At 53.5% G+C, this 22,737-nt stretch carries 21 protein-coding genes; all 21 read right to left on the bottom strand.

Features of this window, described 5'->3' with window-relative positions; translation table 11 throughout:
• Positions 1-48 precede the first annotated feature (48 nt).
• The 21 genes from rpsO to codY all read right to left on the bottom strand — a co-directional run bounded on the left by rpsO (position 49) and on the right by codY (position 22,677).
• Positions 49-318 carry a 30S ribosomal protein S15 gene (gene rpsO, locus BMX91_RS00910; protein ID WP_092048914.1) on the bottom strand — a complete coding sequence of 90 codons (270 nt, stop codon included), beginning with the start codon at positions 316-318 and terminating at the stop codon, positions 49-51.
• 124 nt (positions 319-442) lie between these two features.
• Positions 443-1,390: a bifunctional riboflavin kinase/FAD synthetase gene (locus BMX91_RS00915; RefSeq protein WP_092048916.1), complete on the bottom strand. Its 948-nt coding sequence runs from the start codon at positions 1,388-1,390 to the stop codon at positions 443-445.
• A 5-nt stretch (positions 1,391-1,395) separates the two neighbouring features.
• Positions 1,396-2,319 carry a tRNA pseudouridine(55) synthase TruB gene (gene truB, locus BMX91_RS00920; protein WP_092048918.1) on the bottom strand — a complete coding sequence of 308 codons (924 nt, stop codon included), beginning with the start codon at positions 2,317-2,319 and terminating at the stop codon, positions 1,396-1,398.
• A 66-nt stretch (positions 2,320-2,385) separates the two neighbouring features.
• Positions 2,386-2,739 (bottom strand): 30S ribosome-binding factor RbfA, encoded by a 354-nt coding sequence (rbfA, locus tag BMX91_RS00925; protein ID WP_092050678.1) that lies wholly within the window; start codon positions 2,737-2,739, stop codon positions 2,386-2,388.
• Between the two features lie 20 nt (positions 2,740-2,759).
• Entirely contained in the window at positions 2,760-3,038 is a 279-nt protein-coding gene (locus BMX91_RS00930; RefSeq protein ID WP_092048920.1) for a DUF503 domain-containing protein, read from the bottom strand.
• Positions 3,035-5,422 carry a translation initiation factor IF-2 gene (infB, locus tag BMX91_RS00935; RefSeq protein WP_092048922.1) on the bottom strand — a complete coding sequence of 796 codons (2,388 nt, stop codon included), beginning with the start codon at positions 5,420-5,422 and terminating at the stop codon, positions 3,035-3,037. Before infB ends, BMX91_RS00930 begins: the two co-directional genes overlap by 4 nt.
• A 4-nt stretch (positions 5,423-5,426) precedes the next feature.
• On the bottom strand, positions 5,427-5,744 hold the full coding sequence (locus tag BMX91_RS00940) for a YlxQ family RNA-binding protein (RefSeq protein ID WP_092048925.1): 318 nt from the start codon (positions 5,742-5,744) through the stop codon (positions 5,427-5,429).
• On the bottom strand, positions 5,741-6,019 hold the full coding sequence (gene rnpM / locus BMX91_RS00945) for an RNase P modulator RnpM (RefSeq protein WP_092048928.1): 279 nt from the start codon (positions 6,017-6,019) through the stop codon (positions 5,741-5,743). Before rnpM ends, BMX91_RS00940 begins: the two co-directional genes overlap by 4 nt.
• A gap of 20 nt (positions 6,020-6,039) precedes the next feature.
• The gene (gene nusA / locus BMX91_RS00950) at positions 6,040-7,248 is read right to left on the bottom strand and encodes a transcription termination factor NusA (RefSeq protein ID WP_092048930.1); all 1,209 of its coding nucleotides are present in this window, start codon (positions 7,246-7,248) and stop codon (positions 6,040-6,042) included.
• A 24-nt stretch (positions 7,249-7,272) separates the two neighbouring features.
• Positions 7,273-7,749 (bottom strand): ribosome maturation factor RimP, encoded by a 477-nt coding sequence (rimP, locus tag BMX91_RS00955; protein WP_092048931.1) that lies wholly within the window; start codon positions 7,747-7,749, stop codon positions 7,273-7,275.
• A 130-nt stretch (positions 7,750-7,879) separates the two neighbouring features.
• Positions 7,880-12,181 (bottom strand): PolC-type DNA polymerase III, encoded by a 4,302-nt coding sequence (locus tag BMX91_RS00960; RefSeq protein ID WP_092050680.1) that lies wholly within the window; start codon positions 12,179-12,181, stop codon positions 7,880-7,882.
• A gap of 106 nt (positions 12,182-12,287) precedes the next feature.
• On the bottom strand, positions 12,288-13,988 hold the full coding sequence (locus tag BMX91_RS00965; protein WP_092048932.1) for a proline--tRNA ligase: 1,701 nt from the start codon (positions 13,986-13,988) through the stop codon (positions 12,288-12,290).
• 33 nt (positions 13,989-14,021) lie between these two features.
• The gene (rseP, locus tag BMX91_RS00970; protein WP_092048935.1) at positions 14,022-15,281 is read right to left on the bottom strand and encodes an RIP metalloprotease RseP; all 1,260 of its coding nucleotides are present in this window, start codon (positions 15,279-15,281) and stop codon (positions 14,022-14,024) included.
• Between the two features lie 44 nt (positions 15,282-15,325).
• The gene (locus tag BMX91_RS00975; protein WP_092048938.1) at positions 15,326-16,474 is read right to left on the bottom strand and encodes a 1-deoxy-D-xylulose-5-phosphate reductoisomerase; all 1,149 of its coding nucleotides are present in this window, start codon (positions 16,472-16,474) and stop codon (positions 15,326-15,328) included.
• A 21-nt stretch (positions 16,475-16,495) separates the two neighbouring features.
• Entirely contained in the window at positions 16,496-17,290 is a 795-nt protein-coding gene (locus BMX91_RS00980) for a phosphatidate cytidylyltransferase (RefSeq protein WP_092048941.1), read from the bottom strand.
• Complete coding sequence (locus tag BMX91_RS00985; RefSeq protein ID WP_092048943.1) at positions 17,287-18,078, bottom strand: isoprenyl transferase; 792 nt, start codon at positions 18,076-18,078, stop codon at positions 17,287-17,289. The genes BMX91_RS00980 and BMX91_RS00985 overlap by 4 nt, the downstream gene beginning before the upstream one ends.
• Positions 18,079-18,202: 124 nt before the next feature.
• The gene (frr, locus tag BMX91_RS00990) at positions 18,203-18,760 is read right to left on the bottom strand and encodes a ribosome recycling factor (RefSeq protein ID WP_092048945.1); all 558 of its coding nucleotides are present in this window, start codon (positions 18,758-18,760) and stop codon (positions 18,203-18,205) included.
• Positions 18,760-19,485: a UMP kinase gene (pyrH, locus tag BMX91_RS00995; RefSeq protein WP_092048947.1), complete on the bottom strand. Its 726-nt coding sequence runs from the start codon at positions 19,483-19,485 to the stop codon at positions 18,760-18,762. The genes frr and pyrH overlap by 1 nt, the downstream gene beginning before the upstream one ends.
• 82 nt (positions 19,486-19,567) lie before the next feature.
• The gene (gene tsf, locus BMX91_RS01000) at positions 19,568-20,455 is read right to left on the bottom strand and encodes a translation elongation factor Ts (RefSeq protein WP_092048949.1); all 888 of its coding nucleotides are present in this window, start codon (positions 20,453-20,455) and stop codon (positions 19,568-19,570) included.
• Positions 20,456-20,536: 81 nt separating this feature from the next.
• Positions 20,537-21,268, bottom strand: a complete 732-nt coding sequence (gene rpsB / locus BMX91_RS01005; protein ID WP_008297193.1) for a 30S ribosomal protein S2 — start codon at positions 21,266-21,268, stop codon at positions 20,537-20,539.
• A gap of 629 nt (positions 21,269-21,897) precedes the next feature.
• Complete coding sequence (gene codY / locus BMX91_RS01015) at positions 21,898-22,677, bottom strand: GTP-sensing pleiotropic transcriptional regulator CodY (protein ID WP_092048955.1); 780 nt, start codon at positions 22,675-22,677, stop codon at positions 21,898-21,900.
• Positions 22,678-22,737 lie beyond the last annotated feature (60 nt).

The raw sequence follows: 22,737 nt of genomic DNA on the forward strand, positions 1-22,737 counted from the left end.
GTGCATTAAAAAAAAACGGGCCGAGGCCCGTTTTTCATATGTGCGGTCTTATCGGCGAAGGCCAAGCTTCGCGATGAGGTCACGATAACGCTGAACGTCGTTTTCACGAAGATACTTGAGCAGATTCCGGCGACGGCCGACCATTTTGTAAAGGCCGCGGCGGGAGTGGTGGTCTTTCTTGTGTGTGCGCAAGTGTTCGTTCAGGTTGTTGATCTCTTCCGTGAGGATAGCGATCTGGATATCAGCAGATCCTGTATCCGATTCGTGTGTGCGGAACTCCTGAATGAGTTCATTTTTACGCTCTTGTGTAATTGCCATCCTGTTCACCTCCAAATCATTTAATTGAAAATCCCCAATTCCCGAGCAAACGTTGGTGAGTCGATTGCCAAGCAATGGTTTGTGCAACTGCACGTAAATATCATACCACAGGGGCAGTGTCGATTCAACCGGGAAGATATTCGTCCAGGATTCTTTTTGCTTCCTGCTTGTCCAGCCCAATCTGTTTTTTCAGTTCATCTATCCCGCCGAACTTCCTTTCTTCACGGATCCGCCTGATCCAGCGAACGTGGACAAACTTTCCGTACAGGTCTCCATCAAAATCGAACAGATGGACTTCGACGGAAAGGAACGTCTCCTCAGGATCTTTAAAGGTCGGACGATAGCCTGCATTCAGGACACCTTCATAAATGGTTCCGTCTGCCTCAAATGTGACAGCATAGACGCCAGGAGCAGGAAGACATGCACCCGGTACGGGATCTACGTTGGCCGTCGGAAAACCGATCAGCCTGCCGCGCTTGTCGCCTTCAATGACCGTCCCATCCGTCATCAGCGGGCGTCCCAGAAGTTCCGCAGCCCCGGCAACATCTCCCTCACTGAGCAGTGAACGGATGCGGGTTGAACTGATCTTTTCTTCTTCTTCGGTCACTTTCCCGATAACAGAAACGCCGTAATCCCCCCGGGACAGCTTTTCCAGGTCATCGGGCGTGCCCTTCCCGAACCGGCCAAATGTGAAATCGTATCCGCTTGTAATATGGCGGACGCCAAGACCCCGGATGTAGCACTCGATGAACTGTTCAGGAGCCATGGATGCGAATTCTTTTGTAAAACTGATGATAAAGACCGTATCCACGCCCATCTCATCGAGCAGTTGCATCTTCTGGTCATAAGGCGTGATATAAGTGACTTCTTCCCGGTTACCGAGCACGGCTGACGGATGCGGGTCGAACGTCATAACAGCCGGCCGGAGGCCCTTATCACGGGCGACCTCAAGGGCATGGCCGATCACTTCCTGGTGCCCGCGGTGGATGCCGTCAAAAAAACCTGCAGCCACCGAGTATTCCCGGCCTTCCGTGTCCGGAATCTCGGGATATTCAATGCGATGGATGTTCACTTTGTTCACCTCTTGTCTGCCGCCGACCCGAACATCTTCTCGGGTTTCATCAGCCCTTCTTTTTCAGGATGGCGGCGGTATACGGCCACTGCCCGGGTTCCGTCCATAAAGACGACACGGACTTGTGCAGTGAGCAGCGGATGAGCGGGCAGTACCTGCCCGTTAAGGATCTTCGGAAGAAGAGTGCTGTCTGCCGGAACTGAAGGAAAATCCGACAGGGCCGACTCAATCGGGAGCAAGGCATCTTCCAGATCACCGCATTCCTTCTTCTGTTTCACTTCTTCCAGCGTCAGGCAGTCTTCAGCATTAAATGGTCCGGAAGCTGTCCGGACAAGCGAAGCCATATGAGCAGGATAGCCCAGCTTTTCCCCAATCTGCACGGAAAGTGTTCGGATATAGGTGCCTTTGCCGCAACGGATCCTAATGCGAAACTCCACTTCTTCACCTTCAAACACTTGTTCACCGGAAAGAAGTTCAATTTCCTTGATGCGCACTGTACGTGACGGACGTTCAACAGAAATCCCCTGGCGGGCGTATTCATACAGGCGTTTGCCATTCACCTTCACCGCAGAATACATTGGCGGGATTTGAATGATTTCACCGGTGAGGGAGCGGAGGACATCCACAATCTCCGAAGCTTCGAAGCGCTTCAGGCTCAGGTCCTCCTCGACGGTTGCGCCGGAGGCATCCTCGGTCTCCGTCGAGCGGCCGATGCTGATGACGGCCTCATAAGTCTTGCCCGAATCTGTCACATACTCGGCAGCCTTGGTTGCCCGGCCGAGGCAGATCGGGAGGACGCCCTCGACATCCGGATCAAGAGTACCCGTATGGCCGATGCGCTTCATCCCAAGGATTTTCCTTAGTCGGAAGACACAATCGTGTGACGTCATGCCTTTTTCCTTCCAGAGCGGGAGGATCCCTTCATACACGGCTTCCGCCTCCTTTCCTATGTAAGGAAAACAAGCCTGCAAGCCATGATGGCTGCAGGCTTATTCTCATTCTTCCGGCTTCGATTCGTTGACCTCCCGGAGAAGTGATTCGATCCGGTTGCCGTAGTCGACGGACTCATCGAATTCGAACAGGAGCTCCGGCGTCTTTCTCAGACGGATACGATTACCGATCTCAGAACGGATGAAGCCCTTGGCCTTTGTCAGACCTTTGAGCGTATCTTCCTTCTGGCGGTCGTCGCCAAGTACGGAAATGAATACCGTCGCCTGCTGAAGATCACCAGTTACTTCGACATCCGTCACCGTGACGAACCCGATTCTTGGATCCTTAAGTCTTCGGCTGATGATGTCGCCCATTTCTTTTTTCATCTGTTCCGCCACGCGGTTTGCCCTCATTGTCATCTGGAACACCTCGGCTTCCGCTATAAATGATACTTCTTGCTGCTGGTCATCTCCCAGCCCGAATGGGACATCAGGAAGTTCAGCACCCGATCGATCTCGCGTTCGGCCGTCACTCCCGAAGAAGAAACGGCCGCCATTGTGATTCCGGCACGCTGCCAAAGGTCCTGATGATCCGTCTCGGCGATGGAGATATTGTATTGTTGCCGGGTTCTTGTCAGCATGCGCTGCAAAATGGCCCGCTTTTCTTTAAGCGAATGTGTCTCATACAAGAAGAATTCACATTCCGCGGCAACAATCATTTCCGCTCGACTTCTTGCATGACAAACGCTTCAATGACATCGGCTTCTTGGATGTCGTTATAGTTTTTGATAGTCAGGCCACATTCATACCCGCGGGAGACTTCCTTGACGTCATCCTTGAAGCGCTTGAGTGTATCCAGTTCGCCTTCGAAGACGACGACCCCATCGCGGATCACGCGGACTCCGGAGTCACGTGTGATTTTGCCGTCAGTTACATAGCCGCCTGCGATTGTGCCGACTTTGGAAACCTTGAACGTTTCACGCACTTCCACCTGGCCGATGATCTTCTCCTCGAACTCGGGATCCAGCATCCCTTTCATCGCGGATTCAATTTCTTCGATCACCTTGTAGATGATGCGGTGGAGGCGGACATCGACACCTTCTGCTTCGGCGGCACGCTTTGCGTTGACGTCAGGTCGGACGTTGAATCCGATGACAATTGCGTTGGATGCCGCTGCCAGCGTGATATCGGATTCTGTGATTGCTCCGACACCGGTATGGATGATCTTGACGTTGACGCCTTCAACCTCAATCTTCATGAGGGATGCCGCAAGCGCTTCTACCGTACCCTGGACGTCCGCCTTGACGATCAGGTTGATATCTTTCATCTCGCCCTGCTTCATATGCTCAAAGAGGTTGTCGAGCGTGACGCGGTTCTTTTCGCCGCGCTGTTCCTGAAGGTCGTCCATCGCACGGGATTCACCGACCTGGCGTGCGCTTTTCTCGTCTGCGAAGACGACAAAACGGTCTCCTGCGAACGGAACATCGTTAAGGCCCGTAATTTCAACCGGTGCCGATGGAAGTGCTTCTTTCACACGGCGGCCAATATCGTTGACCATGGCACGCACTCGGCCAAACGTAGAACCGACTACGATCGGATCGCCGACTTTCAGCGTTCCTTCCTGTACAAGAAGGGTGGCTACAGCGCCGCGGCCTTTATCCAGCTGCGCCTCGATGACTGTTCCGCGCGCCATCTGGTTCGGATTAGCCTTCACTTCTTCCACTTCGGATACAAGAAGAACCATTTCAAGCAGCGTGTCAATGCCTTCACCTTTGAGCGCGGACACAGGAACAAAGATCGTGTCGCCGCCCCAGTCTTCCGGAACGAGGCCGTGTTCGGTCAGTTCCTGGATGACACGGTCGGGATTGGCTGTCGGTTTATCGATTTTGTTGACTGCCACGATGATTGGCACTTCTGCAGCCTTGGCGTGGTTGATCGCTTCGACTGTTTGCGGCATGACACCGTCATCCGCCGCTACAACGAGAATGGTAAGGTCAGTCACTTTCGCACCGCGGGCACGCATAGTCGTGAATGCGGCGTGGCCCGGCGTATCAAGGAATGTAATCTTCTTGCCATTCGCTTCGACCTGGTACGCGCCGATGTGCTGGGTAATGCCGCCTGCTTCACCCTCGGTCACTTTCGTGTTCCGGATGGAGTCCAAAAGCGTCGTTTTCCCGTGGTCGACGTGGCCCATGATCGTGACAACCGGAGGACGTTCTTCTTTGAGCTCTTCAGCGCCTTCTTCTTCGTCGAAGTAGGTCTCGAGGTCGGTACGGTCGATGCGGATTTCTTCTTCCACTTCCACGCCGTAGTCCGCACAGATCAGTTCGATTGCATCTTTATCCAGCTCTTGGTTGATCGTCGCCATAACGCCGAGCATAAAGAGCTTTTTAATGATTTCGGACGGTTCCCGGCCAAGCTTTTTCGCGAGTTCCGCTACACTCAGCGACTCGTAGAAAGTGATTTTCTCCGGTAGCGGTTTCGGTGTGCGAGGAGCCTGCTGTTGGCTGTAGTTTCTCTTTTTCCCTTGGTGCGTTCCGCGGATCTTGCGGCCGCCGCCCCGGCGATTGCCGCCTTGGCCTCCCGGTCGGTTATTGCCTCCCGGACGGTTGCTGTTGCCCTGGCCTGTCGGACGGTTGCCGCCGCCCTGGCCTGCCGGGCGGTTGCCGCCGCCCTGGCCTGCCGGGCGGTTGCCGCCACCCTGGCCTGCCGGGCGGTTGCTGTTGCCCTGGCCTGACGGACGGTTGCCGCCGCCTTGGCCTGCCGGACGGTTGCCGCCGCCCTGGCCTGACGGGCGGTTGCCGCCGCCTTGGCCTGCCGGGCGGTTGCTGTTGCCTTGGCCTGCCGGACGGTTATTGCTGCCCTGGCCTGCCGGGCGGTTATTGCCTTGTCCGCTCTGACGGTTGCCTTTGTTCTGGCCGCCTTGGCCTGCAGGGCGATTGCCGCCCTGGCCGAATTTCCTGTCCAGTTTGGCCGTTGTGTCGCTGTCAAGTACGGACATGTGGTTCTTGACATCCACCTTCAGTTTATCCAGTTCGTCAATAACCTCACGGCTCGACTTGTTTACCTTTTTCGCATATTCATGAACTCTAATTTTCGTCATTCAGTCAGTCCTCCTCTGGTTCCTCAAGCAGGCTGGACAGCTTTGTGGCAAAGCCGCTGTCCATTATCGCCAGTGTGACGCGCGCCTCCTTCCCGATTGCATGGCCCAGTTCGTATCTCGTTCCGAACTCATGCACTGGAATCCCGTAATAGGCGCTTTTATCATTGATCTTGCTTCGGGTGTTGTCCGAGGCATCCGCTGACAGGATGACCAGCTTGGCCTTTCCCGAACGGATCGCATCGACGGCAAGATCTTCACCTGTCACTATTTTGCGCGCGCGCGCCGCCAGCCCCAATAGGCTGTAAATCTTTTTTTCATTCATAGCAATTTTTCTCTCAGGATAAGGCGGAGTACCTCATCATAAATTCCTTCAGGAACTTTGACGCCCAGCTGGCTGTCCAGCGAATGCCTCTTTTTAGCCATTTCTACGGCTTTTTCCGATTTGGAGATATAAGTTCCCCGTCCCGACTTCTTGCCTGTCGGATCAACGGAAACTTCGCCTTCCTTCGTGCGGACGACGCGGATCATCTCCTTTTTCGGGAACATTTCGCCGGTCGCAGAGCATCTCCGGAGTGGGATTTTCTTGCCGTTCCCCATTGCTCCCATCCTTTCAAAGATCAGTCTTCTTCAGTTTCGCCATCATCAGCCTGCACGTCTTCATACAGGTCGATGTCTGCCACGTCCTGGCCGGATTCAGTGGCCGATTCCTCATTAGAGAAGTCGTCACCGGACCATTCTTCCTCTTGGTACTCCTCCGGTTCATCAACCACCGTACGCGGATAGATGCCGAGTTCGCGCGCATCCGCTTCGCTCTTGATGTCGATTTTCCAGCCGGTCAGCTTTGCTGCAAGCCGGGCATTCTGGCCTCGTTTGCCGATCGCGAGGGAAAGCTGATAATCAGGAACCACGACAGTCGTTGACTTTTCTTCTTCATTTACAAGCACGTCCAGCACTTTTGCAGGGCTGAGGGCATTTGCAACAAAGATTTCCGGATTATCGGACCATTCCACGATATCGATTTTCTCACCGGACAATTCGTCCACGATTGTCTGGACGCGGTTGCCCCGCGCGCCGACGCAAGCGCCGACCGGATCGACATCTTCATCGTGCGCAGAAACGGAGATTTTGGAGCGATCTCCTGCTTCTCTTGCAATTGACTTGATTTCTACGATGCCATCATAGATTTCGGGAACCTCCATCTCGAACAGACGGCGGAGAAGACCAGGGTGCGTACGGGATACGAAAACCTGCGGTCCCCGGGAAGCGCGTTCCACTTTCGTGATGTATACCTTGATGCGGTCATGCGGCCGGTAGGTTTCAGACGGAATCTGCTCATTCTGAGGCAGAACCGCTTCGACCTTGCCGAGGCTGACATAGATATTACGCGGGTCAAGCCTCTCAACGACGCCGTTTACGATGTCATCCTGCCGGTCGACATATTCGTCGAAGATCATACCGCGTTCTGCTTCGCGCACGCGTTGTGTGACAACCTGTTTCGCTGTCTGCGCTGCAATCCGCCCGAAGTTCCGAGGAGTCACTTCCTCTTCCAGCACGTCTCCGATCTCGTAGAGCGGGTTGACTTTGCGCGCCTCTTCAAGAGAAACCTGCAGGCGGTCATCCTCGATTTCTTCTACGACGTCTTTACGCGAGAAGACCTTCATCGTGCCGGCATCCATATTCAGGTCCACACGGACATTCTGCGCTTGGTTAAAATTGCGGCGATATGCGGTGACCAGGGCGGTTTCAATCGCCTCTACCAGCACATCCCTCGATATGCCCTTTTGTTTTTCAAGGGCGGTGAGCGCCTCTAGAAGATCGCTGCTCATCTGTATTTCACTCCTATCCCGACGTTATGCCGAAAAGTCGATGGCCAAACGCGCAAACGCAATTTTGTCCTTCGGAATCAGCACTTTTACTTTACGTGTTTTCACTTTCATTTCAATTTCCGCTCCCTCTTCCCCGTAGGAAAGGAGGTAGCCTTCAAACTCTTTCCTGCCATCAAGAGGTTCGTATGTCCGGATGTGGACATACTGTCCCACAGCACGTTCCATATCCTGCTCTTTTTTAAGCGGGCGCTCCGCCCCTGGGGAGGATACCTCCAGGAAATAGTTTTGCGGAATAGGGTCCGTCTCATCAAGTCTGACACTCAGCTGTTCACTTACAGCCGCACACTGCTCAATGTCAATGCCTCCTTCGGGTGTATCGATGAATACCCGCAGGAACCAGTCACGTCCCTCTTTAACAAATTCGATGTCGACAAGTTCCAGATCCTGCTCTTCAAGGATCGGCGTTACCAACGTTTCGACTTCCTGTGTGATTTTGCTCATAAAGGACCTCCTTGTTTACAGGGAATTTCCCCCGACAAACAGAAAAGAGCGGGGGATCCCACTCTTCTGTGCGCGACTATCCGAACTTGTTGAATCCAGTCTATCATAGCCGCACGGCTGTTGCAACAAATCAGAATAGCGAGAGCTGGTTGGCTTCGGGCATGCCTTCGAGGCAGCCGAGCTCATCCAGATAGTCAATGATGGCACGTGAAACGCGGCCTCTTTGCTGGAGGTCTTCCTTTGAAAGGAATTCTCCCGCTTCCCGTGCCTCGGCTATGGCACGCGCGACGTTGTTCCCTAATCCCGGCACCGCGTTAAACGGCGGGATCAGGGAATCTCCGTCTATGACAAACTCGGTTGCCTTGGACCGGTAAAGATCCACCTTTTCAAACTTATACCCGCGCTCGCACATTTCAAGCGCCAGTTCAAGTACGGTCAGCAAGCTCTTCTCTTTTGGAGATGCTTCCAGGCCCTTTGCTTCTATCTCGTCGATTCGGGCCCGTATGGTTGCAGAACCCTTGTTCATCGCGATCAGGTCAAAGTCGGAAGCGCGGACCGTGAAATATGCAGCGTAGTACAGAAGCGGCTTATGCACCTTGAACCAGGCGATGCGGACAGCCATCAGGACATATGCGGCGGCGTGTGCCTTCGGGAACATGTACTTGATCTTTTTGCAGGAGTCGATGTACCAGTCCGGCACTCCCTGCTTTTTCATCTCTGCCTCAAACTCCGGCGTAAGTCCACGGCCTTTCCGGACAAACTCCATGATCTTGAACGCGAGCGAAGGCTCAAGCCCCTTGTGCATCAGGTAGACCATGATGTCATCCCGGCAGCCGATCACTTCTGACAGGACGCAGGTCTTATTGTGGATGAGTTCCTGCGCATTGCCGAGCCACACGTCTGTCCCGTGGGAAAGTCCGGAAATCTGAACGAGCTCAGAAAATGTGGATGGCTTCGTGTCCTCAAGCATCTGGCGGACGAAACGGGTGCCGAACTCGGGAATGCCAAGTGTGCCGGTTTTGCACCCGATCTGCTCTTCTGTGACCCCGAGTGATTCCGGGGTGCTGAAGATCTTCATGACTTCCGGATCATCGACCGGGATTTTTTTCGGATCCAGCCCGGACAAGTCCTGCAGCATCCGGATGACCGTCGGATCATCGTGACCGAGGATGTCCAGCTTCAGCAAATTGTCGTGGATCGAATGGAAGTCGAAGTGGGTGGTTTTCCAGGATGCATCCTGATCATCCGCCGGGAATTGGACCGGACTGAAGTCAAAGATATCCATTGTGTCCGGGACGACGATAATGCCGCCGGGGTGCTGGCCCGTATTCCGTTTGACGCCGCTGCACCCCTGTACCAGACGATCGATTTCCGCATTCCTTATCGTCAGGTCGTTGTCATTCATGTATCCGCGCACATAGCCGTAGGCTGTCTTTTCCGCAACCGTCCCGATCGTCCCGGCACGGTATACATAGTCTTCACCAAACAGCTCTTTTGTATAATTGTGTGCCCGCGGCTGATATTCACCGCTAAAGTTCAAGTCAATATCCGGTACTTTGTCCCCCTTAAAGCCGAGGAATGTTTCAAACGGAATATCATGGCCGTCCTTTGTCATTGCTGTACCGCAATCCGAGCAACTCTTTTCGGGAAGGTCGAAGCCGGAGCCAATGGAGCCGTCCGTAATGAACTCAGACCTTTTACAGGACGGGCATACATAATGCGGCGGCAGCGGATTCACTTCGGTGATCTCCATCATGGTTGCCACAAGCGAAGAGCCGACAGACCCCCGGGAGCCGACAAGGTAGCCGTCATCCAGTGATTTTTTGACCAGCTTGTGGGAAATCAGGTAGATGACGCCGAACCCGTGTCCGATGATCGATTTAAGTTCCTTCTCCAGCCGTTCGGTGACGATTTCGGGCAATTCTTCACCATAGATGGAATGTGCCATCGTGTAGGTCAGATTACGGACTTCATCATCCGCCCCGTCGATCACAGGTGTATACAGCTCGTCCCTGATGACCTGGACATCACCGATCAGATCCGCGATTTTCTGGGGATTGTCAATGACGATCTGCTCGGCTTTTTCTTCGCCGAGGAACTCGAACTCCTTCAGCATTTCATCCGTTGTCCGGAAGTGGACGTCCGGAAGGCTATGCCGGTTGAGCGGATTCGCTCCGCCCTGGGAACCGACGAGGATCTTCCGATAGGCTGCCTGGTGTTCGTCAATATAGTGGACATTGCCCGTTGCAACAACCGGAATCCCGGTTTTTTTGCCGAGCTTCATCATTTTTCGGATGATGTCCTCCAGATTCCACTCGTCCCTCACAAGCTCCAGTTCAATCAGGTGCTTGTATACCGGTTTTGGGTGGACCTCCAGATAATCATAGAATTTGGCAATCTGCTCAACTTCATCGAGCGGCTTCTGCATAAGCCCCTCAAACACTTCACCTTTGTCGCAGCCGGAGCCGATCAGCAGTCCTTCCCGATGCCTCTGGAGAACCGATCGCGGAATCCGCGGCACCCGGTAGAATGTCTCGGTATGCGAATACGAAACAAGTTTGAACAGGTTTTTCAGTCCGACTGCGTCTTTGACCAGGATCGTGCAGTGTGACGGCCTGGCCCGCTTGTATGATTCGCCGCCTCCAATATGGAGGTTGAATTCGTTATGGCGCTTGATGCCGTACTCCTGTACCGCTTCCTTAAGGAGATGGACAAGCAGATGCCCGGTGGCTTCACAGTCATAGATTGCCCGGTGGTGCTGGGTGAGGTCGATGCCGAACTTTTTACAGAGCGTGTTAAGCCTGTGGTTTTTAAGCTCCGGATGAAGCAGCCTGGCAAGCTCCAGTGTATCAATGACAGGGTGCTCGCGCTCCTCCACACCCGCGAGCTTGTAGGCTTCGTAGAGAAAGCCCATGTCAAATGTTGCATTGTGGGCGACAAGGATGCCGTCACCTGCAAATTCCCGGAACCGGCGGGCCACATCTTCGATGGCAGGAGCGCCTCTCACCATGTCATCGGTGATGCCTGTGAGCTCGATTGTCGTGGCGGACAATGGATGACCCGGGTCGGAGAAGCTTTCGAATGTATCGATGACCTCCCCGCCCTTCACCTTCACCGCTGCGAGTTCGATGATCTTATCGTAGACCGCAGACAGGCCGGTCGTCTCCACGTCGAAAACGATGAATTCCGCATCGTCCAGGTTCCGGTCTACCTCGTCGTAGGCGATTGGAATCCCGTCATCGACCAAGTTCGCCTCAAGACCGAAAATCACTTTTATGCCGTGCTTTTTCCCGGCCGAGTAGGCATCCGGGAAAGCCTGGACATTGGAATGGTCAGTGATTGCAATTGCGGGGTGGCCCCATTTGGCAGCCTGGGCCACAAGTTCTCCGGCAGGTACCACGGCATCCATCTGGCTCATGTTGGAATGTGCATGCAGTTCGATGCGCTTCCGCTCTTCCGGAGCTTCATCCTTCTTCACCCTTGGGGCAATTTCCATAATGTCGTTTGCCATCATGACTAGATCGCGGATGAAGGTGTCGTTCTGGATGGATCCCCTTGCACGGACCCATGCCCCCTTCTTGAGTGCGGTCATCATTTCCGCATCTTCCTTATCGCGGGAGAACATTTTGACAAGGATCGAATCTGTGTAGTCGGTCACTTTCACTGTCAGAAGGGAGCGGCCGCTCCGGAGTTCACGCACTTCCACGTCGAAGACGAAGCCTTCGATCGTGATCTTTCGTTCTTCATCCTGAATCAGGCGGATGCCCGTGATCGGCTCATCCGGCTTGATCGGCAGGCCAATTGAAAACGGTCCCTCCGGCCCTGCAGATTCCTTTTTGTTTTTCTCACGCTTTTTCATGTCTTCCAGTGCCCGGCTGGCGAGCGCTTCTTCTTCAAGTTTGCGCTGCTCGAAAAATGCGCGCCGCGCTTCTTCCGCACCGCCGTCTTCTTCACCCAGAACAAAGTCGACTGACAGCCCGGTGAATCCGAACGAACCGTAAGACTCAGACAGCAGGCTGCTGTATTTGCCCTTCATCGTCTGCAGCTCGAGTTCATTGCCGCATTTCAGCATGAGGGTCTGGCCATTCCATACCGGGAGCTGTGATGCCAGACGCTCTCGCACGGGCGGGGACATGTCGGCAATCTCACCGACTGCAAGTTCGTAGTAATCACACACGCTTTGCTCATCGAATAGCGGGTTCTCCACCCGGATATCAAGCAGGATCCTTGCGATCGGGGAGAAAGTGGCATCGATCCGCTTTCTGAACTCCTTGAAGACCGCTGCAGGAAGGATTGCCGGCACGGTCACGCGAAATTTCCAAACACGTGATTTCGTATGGACATCAAGACGCTCCAGTGAGGCGCCTTCAAAATGGCGCACCACTGCATCTTCGGTCATGCCGATATGCTGAAGCAGAATATTAAATCTCATTTTCGGGTTTTGTTCCACTGGGTGGTCCTCCTTTCCCGCCGGAACCGAAAAAAGAAGGGAAGGGCCCAATCTGGGCCTTCCCGTTCTTCCGGTTCCGTCTTGTTCATCAGCCGAAGAACGAACGGAGCTTGTCCGTGAGCTCTTCTTTTTTCCATTCCGCTGTTTCACCAGTAGCGCGGAACTTCACTTCCACAATGCCTTCGGAGGCTTTTTTGCCGACAGTCAGCCGGATCGGGAGCCCGATCAGATCTGCATCTGCGAATTTGACGCCCGGGCGTTCTGCGCGGTCATCAAACAATACATTGTAGCGGTACGAAGACAGCAGGCCGTACATTTCTTCGGCAAGCTCCCGCTGGTCATCGTCTTTCATATTCACCGGGATCAGATGGATATCCGCCGGTGCAAGGTCCTTCGGCCACTTCAGCCCGTCTTCATCGTTGAACTGTTCAGCCATTGCTGACAGCAGGCGTGAGACGCCGATGCCATAGCAGCCCATAATGTACGGCTGCTGGCGGCCGTTGTTGTCGAGGAAGGTGCCTTCCATCGGTTCGGAATAAGTCGTCCCCAGCTTGAAGATGTGCCCGACTTCGATGCCTTTGGCAAACCGGATTGTACCGTTGCCGTCCGGTGACGGGTCACCCTCCATGATGAAACGGAGATCTTCATATGAATCCACAGAGAAGTCACGTTCAGGGTTGACGTTCCGGAAATGATGCCCGTCTTCATTCGCTCCGGTAACCGTGTTGCGCATGAATCGCACCGCATGGTCGGCGATGACTTTCAGGCCGGTCGGCAGCTTGACCGGACCCAGTGAGCCGATTTCAGTGCCGGTCGCCTCCTTCACCTGTTCAGGTGTCGCCATCTCGACGATTGTGGCATCCAAGGCATGCTTGACCTTGATGTCATTGATTTCGTGATCCCCACGGGATAGAACGACTACCGGCTCGTCATCAACAATGAAGACCAGAGTCTTGATGCAGTCTTCAGGACGGACACCAAGGAATCCGGAAACCTCTTCGATCGTGCGGACATCAGGTGTTTCAACTTTCTCGGCAGCCAGTTCTTCGCCTTCCGGTTCCGGATAGGCAACGTTCACTTCCGCCATTTCGATATTAGCCGCAAAATCGGAGGAGTCGCTGTAGGCGATCGTATCTTCACCGACTTCGGACAGCACCATGAACTCGTGCGTGTCTTTTCCGCCGATTGCCCCTGAATCGGCTATGACGGCACGGAAGTTCAGGCCGAGCCGTGTAAAGATATTTGTATATGCCTGTTTCATGTCTTCGTAGGTCTCATCCAGGCTTTCCTTGGAATCATGGAAAGAATAAGCATCTTTCATGATAAACTCCCTGCCCCGGAGAAGTCCGAAACGGGGACGCTTTTCATCACGGAATTTAGTCTGGATCTGATAAAGGGTGAGCGGCAGTTTTTTATAAGATTTCACTTCGTCGCGCAAAAGCGAGGTGATAACCTCTTCGTGCGTCGGACCAAGTGCGAACTCTCGGCCATGGCGGTCATGGAGCCTCATGAGCTCAGGACCATAGGTGAACCAGCGGCCTGTTTCCTGCCACAGCTCAGCCTGCTGGAGGGAAGGCATCAGCACTTCCGAACCGCCGATTGCGTCCATTTCCTCCCTGACAACCGTTTCGATCTTAGTCAGCATTTTCTTGGCAAGTGGCAAGTATGAATAAACGCCGCTTGTGTTTTGCCGGATATAACCCGCGCGCAACAGAAGCTGATGGGACCTGAGGTCCGCATCGGATGGCGTCTCGCGCAATGTTGGAATGAATGTTCTGCTTTGTCTCATTGGTATAGCACCCCGGATAGTCAATATTGTGGATCAGAAGAAAAATCGCTGGATATCGTTCCAGGTGACGACGATCATCAGGACCATCAGCAGCATGATGCCGACAAAATGGACCATGCCTTCTTTCTGTTTGTCGATCGGTCGTCCCCTCAGCGCTTCAAAACCGAAGAACAGAAGCCTGCCCCCATCAAGAGCCGGAAGCGGCAGCAAATTCATGATGCCAAGGTTGATCGACAGCACAGCCGCCCAGTTCATGAGATTGAAGATCCCGGCCTGTGCAACTGCACCGGTTGCCTGGTAGATGCCGACCGGTCCTGAAAGCGCCTCAATCGTGAACTGGCCGGTCACCAGCATGCCGAGCAGCTGGAAAATACGCTTAAACCAGAACCATGTTTGTTCGGCCCCGTAGGAGATGGTACCCAATGTGTTCTTTTCATACTGCGGTTCATAGAGAACCCCGATCTGGCCTATTGTCTGGCCTTCGACATCGATGGATGCCGGAGTGACCGAGACTTCCTCCACGGTCCCCGCACGTTCCACACCAATCGTCAGCTCATCACCGGGACTGTCCTGAATAATAGCCGAGAAGGCATTCCAGGATCCGACCTCGCGCCCGTCCACGGAAACGATCCGGTCCCCTTTTTCGATGCCCGCAGCGATGGCCGGACCGTCATCCGTCACATCTGCAATTATGGGATCGTCCTGTGGAATTCCCTGGATCAGTCCGAGAATGACAAAAATGAAAAATGCCAGGATGAAGTTGAAAAGCGGACCAGCGAGGATGGTAGCGGATCGTGCACCGAGCGACTTGGACTCAAACTGCCGGTCGTAGGGAGCAATTAGTGTTTCCGCCCCCTTCTCCGAGATGATCGCTTTTCGAGATACCGGGTATCGGACCCTCTGCTCTTCCTCATCGTATCCATCAATGTACAGCTCTTTTTCCAGATCAGCCTTTTCGACTTCCATATATAGCATGTCCGGTGTCCTGTCATTCTGGTTCAGGACAATGCGTTCTGCGCGGCCTTCCCTGTCAAGCAGCAGCCCGATCCGGTGACCCGGCTGGAGTTCGACTTTGTCGAAGTCCTCCCCTGCCATCCGGACATATCCTCCAAGCGGAAGCAGCCGGACTGTGTATAGTGTTTCACCTTTATTGATGCCGATCAGTTTCGGCCCGAAGCCGATGGCAAACTCCCTGACCATGATGCCTGCCCGTTTGGCGAGCAGGAAGTGGCCCAGCTCATGGAAAAATACGAGAGAACCGAAAACGACGATAAATGCAAGGATTGTCTGCATGTGCACCCACCTTCAACCGGCTATCCGCCGGAATTCATATCGTCCTATTTTACCATATCGAGGACGGCTTTTCTTGTCTCCGTGTCTACTGCGAGCACGGTCTCCAGATCTGGTTCCGAGATGAGGTCATGCCGTTCAAGCGCCCGTTCAACGAGGGGCTCAATTTCGGTGAAAGTAATTCGGCCTTCCATGAATAGGGCGACCGCGACTTCGTTTGCCGCATTCATGACAGTGGTAGCCGTCCCTCCTGCCCTGCCCGAGTCGAAGGCGATCCGGAGTGCCGGGAAGCGGTTCAGGTCAACTTCCTCAAAATGAAGCAAACCGATTTTCGCCAGATCCAGCCTTTCCGTTCCCTTCCTCGGAAGCCTGTCCGGATAAGTAAGCGCGTATTGGATCGGCACCCTCATATCCGGCGAGCCAAGCTGTGCGATTACGCTTGTATCCTCGAACTCGACCATGGAGTGGATGATGCTTTCCCTGTGGAGCAGCACATCGATCCGGTCATACGGCATTCCGAACAGATGATGCGCTTCGATCACTTCAAGCCCTTTGTTCATCATCGTGGCGGAATCGATCGTCAGCTTGCTCCCCATGGACCAGTTGGGATGGGCAAGTGCTTCCTCTACGGTAACGCCTTCAAGTTCAGCCCGTGTTTTGTCCCGGAAGCTGCCCCCTGAAGCTGTCAGGATCAGACGATCCACCCGCTTCGGATCCTCACCGTTCAGCGCCTGGAACAAAGCTGAATGTTCACTGTCGACAGGAAGCAGGCGGACACCATGCTTGTCCGCTTCCGCTGTCACGATCGAACCGGCAGCAACCAGTGTCTCCTTGTTCGCAATGGCGATATCCCGCCCGCTGCGGATGGCTTCAAGCGTCGGCTCAAGCCCGATACTGCCGATCACGGCGCCGACAACGATGTCCGCCTCCGTGCCTGCAGCCGCTTCGAGCAGGCCTTCCCTGCCGGAGCCGAACAGGATGCCGGGAAATTCCGCCCTGAGCGTTTCGGCATCCCCACTATCTGCGACGGAAACGAACTCCGGTTTCACCAGACCGAGGATTTCCCGGAGTTTGCTAAGGTTTCTGCCTGCCGAAAGCGCAGTGATTTCAAAGCGCCCCGGATCCGCCAGGACGATGTCGACAGTCTGTGTCCCGATGGAACCGGTGGCGCCCAATAAACTGATTTTCTTAACCATGATATGCTACTTCCTTTCCGTTCATCCGACAAAGTGAAGGAGATTCAGCACCGGCAGCACAAAAAGCAAACTGTCAAACCGGTCGAGAATTCCTCCGTGGCCCGGCAGGATATTACCGGAATCTTTCACGCCGTAATGCCGCTTTAGGGCCGATTCCACGAGGTCTCCAATTTGCCCGGTCACCGAAGCGACAACCGTCACTGCGATGAGAATGAGGTAAGAGCCTGTTACCGGCATGAACAACTGGAACAGGCAGGCCGCGATCACCGCAACCACGATTCCGCCGACAAACCCTTCAACTGTCTTGTTCGGTGAAATTTCGGGCCAGAGCTTACGTTTTCCGAAGCTGCGACCAGTGAAATAAGCACCTGTATCCGTCAGCCAAACGACGATGAGTGCATAAATGATGTATTCGATTCCAGCGTCACGCGTGACGATCAGATAATAGAAGCCGATTCCAAGGTAGAGCATCGCCAGCACAGTAAAGGCGGCATGCTCAAACGTGAACCGGTTTTTCACGACGACGGTGTAGATCAGCAGCAAAAGAACCGTCATGTAGACGACTTCAATTTTTGTATAGCCTGTATAATCTGTGATTGTCGCTGCCCATTCCGGCTTCAGCAAAAAGGTGAACAGGGCGAGCAAAGCGAGCAGTCCGGGGATCGAGAAAATGGAAATCTTCTTCATCCGGAGCAGTTCATACATCCCGACCGCTGCAAGCAGGAAGACCGCCAGCGTGAATGGCAGCCCTCCGATGATGACGAGCGGGATAAAGAGAAGGGCGGCCACCACGCCCGTAATGATTCGGGTCTTCAATCCGTGTCCTCCTTGTCAACGCCGCCATAACGGCGGCTCCTTGCCTGGTAAACGCCGATCGCCTCCTGCAGCCTGTCTTCATTGAAGTCCGGCCAGAGCGTATCGGTAAACCAGAACTCAGTATAAGCAAGCTGCCAGAGCATAAAATTGCTGAGCCGGACTTCACCGCTCGTGCGGATCAGAAGGTCCGGCTCCGGCAGTTCGGCAGTCATCAGCGCATCGGTGATCATCGACTCATCGATGTCTTCCGCTTTCACCCGATTTTCTGCCACTGCTTTGGCAATAGTGCGGACGGCTTCAGTAATTTCGGCACGGCTGCCATAGTTCATCGCAAAGTTCAGGATCAGCCCATCGTTTCCAGCAGTCTCATCCATTGCCCTTGTGATTGCACGCCGGGTATGCGGAGGAAGATGTTCGTGATCCCCGATCATCCGCACACGGACATTCCGTTCAACAAGCTCCGGCAGATATGTTCCAAGAAACTCTTCCGGAAGCCTCATCAAAAATTCCACTTCGGGCTTCGGACGTTTCCAGTTCTCCGTGGAGAAGGCATATAGGGTGAGCACTTTAATGCCCAGACGATCCGCTTCCCTGGTGATCTTGCGGACGGTCTTCATCCCTTCGTGATGTCCCGCAATTCTCGGAAGCGACCTCTTTTTTGCCCACCGGCCGTTTCCGTCCATGATGATGGCGACATGCCCCGGAATGGCGGTTTCGTCCAGCAGCTGCCGGTCCGCGTTATCCGTCTTGGGTTCGCCGCCCTTCTTGCGGATCAATTTATCCAACATAATCAGATTTCCTCCACTCAACAGCAATTCGGAATCCATGCTTTTACTATCATAGCAGTTTTTCTGTAAGTAAAAAAGGCGTCCTTTGAGTTTAGGACGCCCTTCGGAGGTTTTGGTTCTTTCGTTATACCTCCATGATTTCATCTTCTTTTTCTTTTGCGATCTCATCGATCTGGCGAATATGATCGTCCGTCATCTTTTGGATGTCGTCGCTGTATCCGCGATGGTCGTCTTCAGTGATGTCACCGCTCTTCTCCAACTTTTTGAGGGAGTCGTTGGCATCTCGGCGGATATTTCGGATGGAGACCTTGCCTTCTTCCGCTTCTTTTTTGACGACCTTGACCAGCTCTTTGCGTCGCTCCTCGGTCAGTGCCGGGACGGCAATCCGGATCACGTTGCCGTCGTTTGCCGGCGTAATTCCAAGGTCTGACTTAAGAATCGCCTTTTCAATATCGCCGATAACCGATTTGTCATACGGCTGGATGACGAGAAGTCGTGCTTCAGGAACGGAAATTCCGGCCAATTGGTTTACCGGAGTCGGCGCACCATAATAATCGACGGATATCCGGTCCAGAAGCGACGCGTTTGCACGGCCTGCACGAATCGAGGCCAGTTCGCGCCGAAGTGACTGGAGCGACTTTACCATGCGGTCTTTTGTTTCTTCAATCAGATTGTTCACCATTATGCATTCCTCCTGACAATCGTTCCGATATCTTCACCGAGGACGGCTTTTTTGATGTTCCCCTGTTCCATGATCGAGAATACAATGAGCGGGATGTCGTTATCCATGCAGAGCGAGGAAGCCGTCGAATCCATCACCTGAAGGCCGTCCTTGATGACATCCAGATAAGTGAGCTTCTCATACTTCACCGCGTTGGCATTGGTTTTCGGATCATCGTTGTAGACGCCATCGACGTTGTTCTTGGCCATGAGGATGACATCCGCCTCGATTTCCGCTGCGCGCAGAGCAGCCGTCGTGTCGGTCGAAAAATACGGGTTGCCCGTGCCTGCTGCAAAGATGACGACACGCTTTTTCTCCAGATGGCGGATCGCCCGTCTTCTTATGTACGGTTCAGCAACCTGCCGCATTTCGATGGACGTGGCCACCCTCGTCTCGATGCCCAGTTTTTCCAGGGCATCCTGCATCGCCAGCGAGTTCATGACTGTGGCGAGCATCCCCATATAGTCGGCAGTAGCCCGGTCCATACCCATTTCGCTTCCGACTTTGCCGCGCCAGATGTTTCCCCCGCCGACGACTACAGCCACTTCTACGCCGAGGTCGACAACATCCTTCACCTGTTCGGCGACAGATTTGATGATTGCCGGCGAGAGCCCGAAGCCCTGCTCACCGGCCAGTGCCTCCCCGCTTAACTTCAGGACGACTCTTTTATATTTCGGTACGCTCATGAGGTCTCCTCCATCATCTCTGTTTTTTATCGAAAAAGAGGGAACACCTGGTTCGTGTTCCCCTCCCAAATATGGTATTGGATCAGTTGCCTTTAACCTGGTTCATGACTTCGTCGGCAAAATTATCTTCACGCTTTTCAATGCCTTCGCCTACCGCAAAGCGGACGAACGACTTCAGCGTGCCGCCTGTCGACTTCACAAAGTCACGGACTTTCTGGTCCGAGTCCTTGACGAATGGCTGGTCAAGAATAACAACGTCTTCGAAGTACTTGCCGAGGCGGCCTTCAACCATCTTAGCCACGATGTTTTCAGGCTTGCCTTCGTTGAGTGCCTGTTCAGTAAGAACTTTGCGCTCGCGCTCGACTTCCTCTGCAGGAACTTCGTCACGGGAAACGTATTTCGGATTGATGGCAGCAACGTGCATCGCTACATCTTTTGCAGCGTCTGCGTCTGTTGTGCCTTCGATCAGAAGAAGAACACCGATGCGGCCGCCCATGTGGAGGTACGCGCCGAATGTGTCGTTGTCCGTCTTTTCAATGATTTCGAAGCGTCGGAGCGTGATTTTCTCACCGATCTTCGCAACTGCGTTGGAGATGTGGTCTTCAACTTTAAGACCATTGCCCATTTCAGATGCAAGCGCTTCTTCGATGGAAGCAGGCTCGTTTTTCAGAAGGTGGGCGCCAAGCTCGGAAACGAGATTCTGGAACGCTTCATTCTTTGCAACGAAGTCTGTTTCAGCGTTAACTTCGAAGATGACTGCTTTGTTTCCGTCTGTTTCAACGGATACTGTACCTTCAGCTGCGATGCGGTCCGCTTTCTTCGCTGCGCTTGCAAGACCTTTTTCACGAAGGAAGTCGACTGCTGCATCCATGTCGCCGTCAGTTTGAGTGAGAGCTTTTTTGCAGTCCATCATACCTGCGCCTGTTTTCTCACGAAGTTCTTTTACCATTTGTGCTGTTACTGCTGCCATTTGTCATTCCTCCCGGTCGATTCAATTTGTTTAGAAAAGGCGATAAGGACTGAAAGCCGCTTATCGCCTGAACATACAGTCTTACTCTGCTGCGACTTCTTCGCCTTGAGCTTCGACTTCCGTTTCTTCTTCGCCTTGTTTCGATTCGACGAGTGCATCCGCCATTTTGCTTGTCAGCAGGCGTACCGCGCGGATTGCGTCATCGTTTGCAGGGATGACGTAATCGATTTCGTCCGGATCGCAGTTCGTGTCGACGATGCCGACAATCGGGATGTTCAGCTTTTGAGCTTCTGCAACCGCAATGCGTTCTTTGCGTGGGTCAACGACGTACATAACGTCAGGAAGACCGTTCATGTCACGGATTCCGCCGAGGAACTTGACGAGGCGTTCGTGTTCTTTCTTGAGCTGGATGACTTCTTTCTTAGGAAGGACTTCGAAAGTGCCTTCTTCTTCCATGCGCTCGATTGCTTTCATGCGGTCAACGCGCTTCTGGATCGTACCGAAGTTCGTCAGAAGGCCGCCGAGCCAGCGTTGGTTGATGTAGTATTGGCCAGCGCGTTCCGCTTCTTCACGGATTGCATCCTGTGCCTGTTTTTTAGTTCCGACGAAGAGCACTTTGCCGCCTTCTGCACCAGTCTGGCGCATGAAGTCGTATGCTTCCTCGAGTTTCTTGACCGTCTTTTGAAGGTCGATGATGTAGATGCCGTTACGCTCCACGAAGATGTATTTCTTCATCTTAGGGTTCCAGCGGCGTGTTTGGTGACCGAAGTGGACACCCGCTTCAAGAAGCTGTTTCATTGTGATAACTGCCATTTTTGTTACCTCCATTTGGTTTTTTGGTCCTCCGCATCCATCAACCGGCGGGCAGCCAGTAGGCACCAGCCCTTCCGTCAGGATACGTGTGTAATCGCACCATTGGTCACTATACCACGTGTTTATCCGATATGCAACACAAAACTCTCTTCAGGTTTAGTCTGCGGGTAGACGTTGGAATTGCTTCAAATTAGTTATGATATATAAAATCAACTAAAGAAAGCTCCCTATGAATAAAGGACGGTTGCTTTCCGTTCCAACACTCGCTTTCCGCGGGCATGGCCTTAGCCTCCTCGTCGCTGCACTCCTGCGGGGTCTTCGGCTCATGCTACTCCCGCAGGAGTCTCGTGCTTCCGCTCCAAGCAATCGCCTTATAAAATTTCTCCGGTCGATTCAACAGTTCATTTTATATAGCATTTATAACATTGAGAAGGGGATTTCCCCTACGAGCACTTGGCAGCCATCGCTTCGCTTTTGGACGCAGACGCCAATCTTCGTATTGGCATCGGCTCGTAGCCTTCCCCGGGGAAAGCGTCCGCCCGTGACGGAAAGCAACAACATTATAAATAAAGAACCGGAAGTCAGGCTCCCGGTTCTTTTCAGTCCGGCCATTTAATATGCCAGGCGGATTATTTGGATTTGAGTTCGTTGAGCTGGACAAGGAATTTGTCGTTCAGCACTTTGATGTACGTACCCTTCATGCCGAGGGAACGGGACTCGATGACGCCCGCGCTCTCCAGCTTGCGGAGTGCGTTGACGATGACAGAACGGGTGATGCCGACCCGGTCCGCGATCTTCGAAGCGACGAGAAGGCCTTCGGTGCCGTCGAGTTCTTCGAAAATGTGCTCGATCGCTTCAAGCTCGCTGTAGGAAAGGGAATTGATTGCCATTTGGACAACCGCTTTGCTGCGGGCTTCAGTTTCGATCTCTTCCGCTTTTTCACGGAGGATCTCCATCCCGACAACCGTTGCGCCATACTCGGCAAGCACGAGGTCTTCATCGGTGAACTTGTCTTTGACCCGTCCGAGAATAAGTGTGCCAAGGCGCTCACCGCCGCCGATGATCGGAACGATTGTTGTCAGGCCTTCTTCGAACAGGTCTTTGTTTTCGACCGGGAAGACCGTGTGCTCATCGTTGATATCGAGGTTGGGCGATGTTTCCGTCACATTGAAAAGATTTTTCGTGTAGTCTTCCGGAAAACGGCGCTCCTCAAGCATGTTCTGGATCCGCTCGTTCTGGATCTCCTGGTGAACAGCCGTGCCGAGCAGTTTGCCTTTACGGCTGACGATGAAGACGTTAGCACCGATCACCTTGGACAGGGTTTCGGACATTTCCTTGAAGTTAACCGGCTTGCCGGCAGACGCCTGGAGCATAGAGTTGATCTCCCGCGTGTTTTGTAATAGTGACATAACACAATTCCTCCTACTTGGATATATGGATTCAAGAATATTCTAAAGGTTTGTAATCGT

The sequence above is a fragment of the Bhargavaea ginsengi genome (genome assembly GCF_900109165.1).
In the GTDB taxonomy this organism is placed as follows: domain Bacteria; phylum Bacillota; class Bacilli; order Bacillales_A; family Planococcaceae; genus Bhargavaea; species Bhargavaea ginsengi.

What these genes read in the sequence shown, in the direction of transcription:
- rpsO (WP_092048914.1), bottom strand. Translation starts at nt 318, where the DNA reads ATGGCAATTACACAAGAGCGTAAAAATGAACTCATTCAGGAGTTCCGC.
- tsf (WP_092048949.1), bottom strand. Translation starts at nt 20,455, where the DNA reads ATGGCAGCAGTAACAGCACAAATGGTAAAAGAACTTCGTGAGAAAACA.
- rimP (WP_092048931.1), bottom strand. Translation starts at nt 7,749, where the DNA reads ATGAGCAAAATCACACAGGAAGTCGAAACGTTGGTAACGCCGATCCTT.
- frr (WP_092048945.1), bottom strand. Translation starts at nt 18,760, where the DNA reads ATGGTGAACAATCTGATTGAAGAAACAAAAGACCGCATGGTAAAGTCG.
- nusA (WP_092048930.1), bottom strand. Translation starts at nt 7,248, where the DNA reads ATGAGCAGCGATCTTCTAGAGGCGCTCACCGCCCTTGAAAAACAAAAG.
- rpsB (WP_008297193.1), bottom strand. Translation starts at nt 21,268, where the DNA reads ATGGCAGTTATCACAATGAAACAGCTTCTTGAAGCGGGTGTCCACTTC.
- infB (WP_092048922.1), bottom strand. Translation starts at nt 5,422, where the DNA reads ATGACGAAAATTAGAGTTCATGAATATGCGAAAAAGGTAAACAAGTCG.
- BMX91_RS00930 (WP_092048920.1), bottom strand. Translation starts at nt 3,038, where the DNA reads ATGATTGTTGCCGCGGAATGTGAATTCTTCTTGTATGAGACACATTCG.
- BMX91_RS00985 (WP_092048943.1), bottom strand. Translation starts at nt 18,078, where the DNA reads ATGTTGGATAAATTGATCCGCAAGAAGGGCGGCGAACCCAAGACGGAT.
- BMX91_RS00960 (WP_092050680.1), bottom strand. Translation starts at nt 12,181, where the DNA reads ATGAGATTTAATATTCTGCTTCAGCATATCGGCATGACCGAAGATGCA.
- pyrH (WP_092048947.1), bottom strand. Translation starts at nt 19,485, where the DNA reads ATGAGCGTACCGAAATATAAAAGAGTCGTCCTGAAGTTAAGCGGGGAG.
- BMX91_RS00940 (WP_092048925.1), bottom strand. Translation starts at nt 5,744, where the DNA reads ATGAATGAAAAAAAGATTTACAGCCTATTGGGGCTGGCGGCGCGCGCG.
- rbfA (WP_092050678.1), bottom strand. Translation starts at nt 2,739, where the DNA reads ATGACAATGAGGGCAAACCGCGTGGCGGAACAGATGAAAAAAGAAATG.
- BMX91_RS00965 (WP_092048932.1), bottom strand. Translation starts at nt 13,988, where the DNA reads ATGAGACAAAGCAGAACATTCATTCCAACATTGCGCGAGACGCCATCC.
- rnpM (WP_092048928.1), bottom strand. Translation starts at nt 6,019, where the DNA reads ATGGGGAACGGCAAGAAAATCCCACTCCGGAGATGCTCTGCGACCGGC.
- codY (WP_092048955.1), bottom strand. Translation starts at nt 22,677, where the DNA reads ATGTCACTATTACAAAACACGCGGGAGATCAACTCTATGCTCCAGGCG.
- rseP (WP_092048935.1), bottom strand. Translation starts at nt 15,281, where the DNA reads ATGCAGACAATCCTTGCATTTATCGTCGTTTTCGGTTCTCTCGTATTT.
- BMX91_RS00975 (WP_092048938.1), bottom strand. Translation starts at nt 16,474, where the DNA reads ATGGTTAAGAAAATCAGTTTATTGGGCGCCACCGGTTCCATCGGGACA.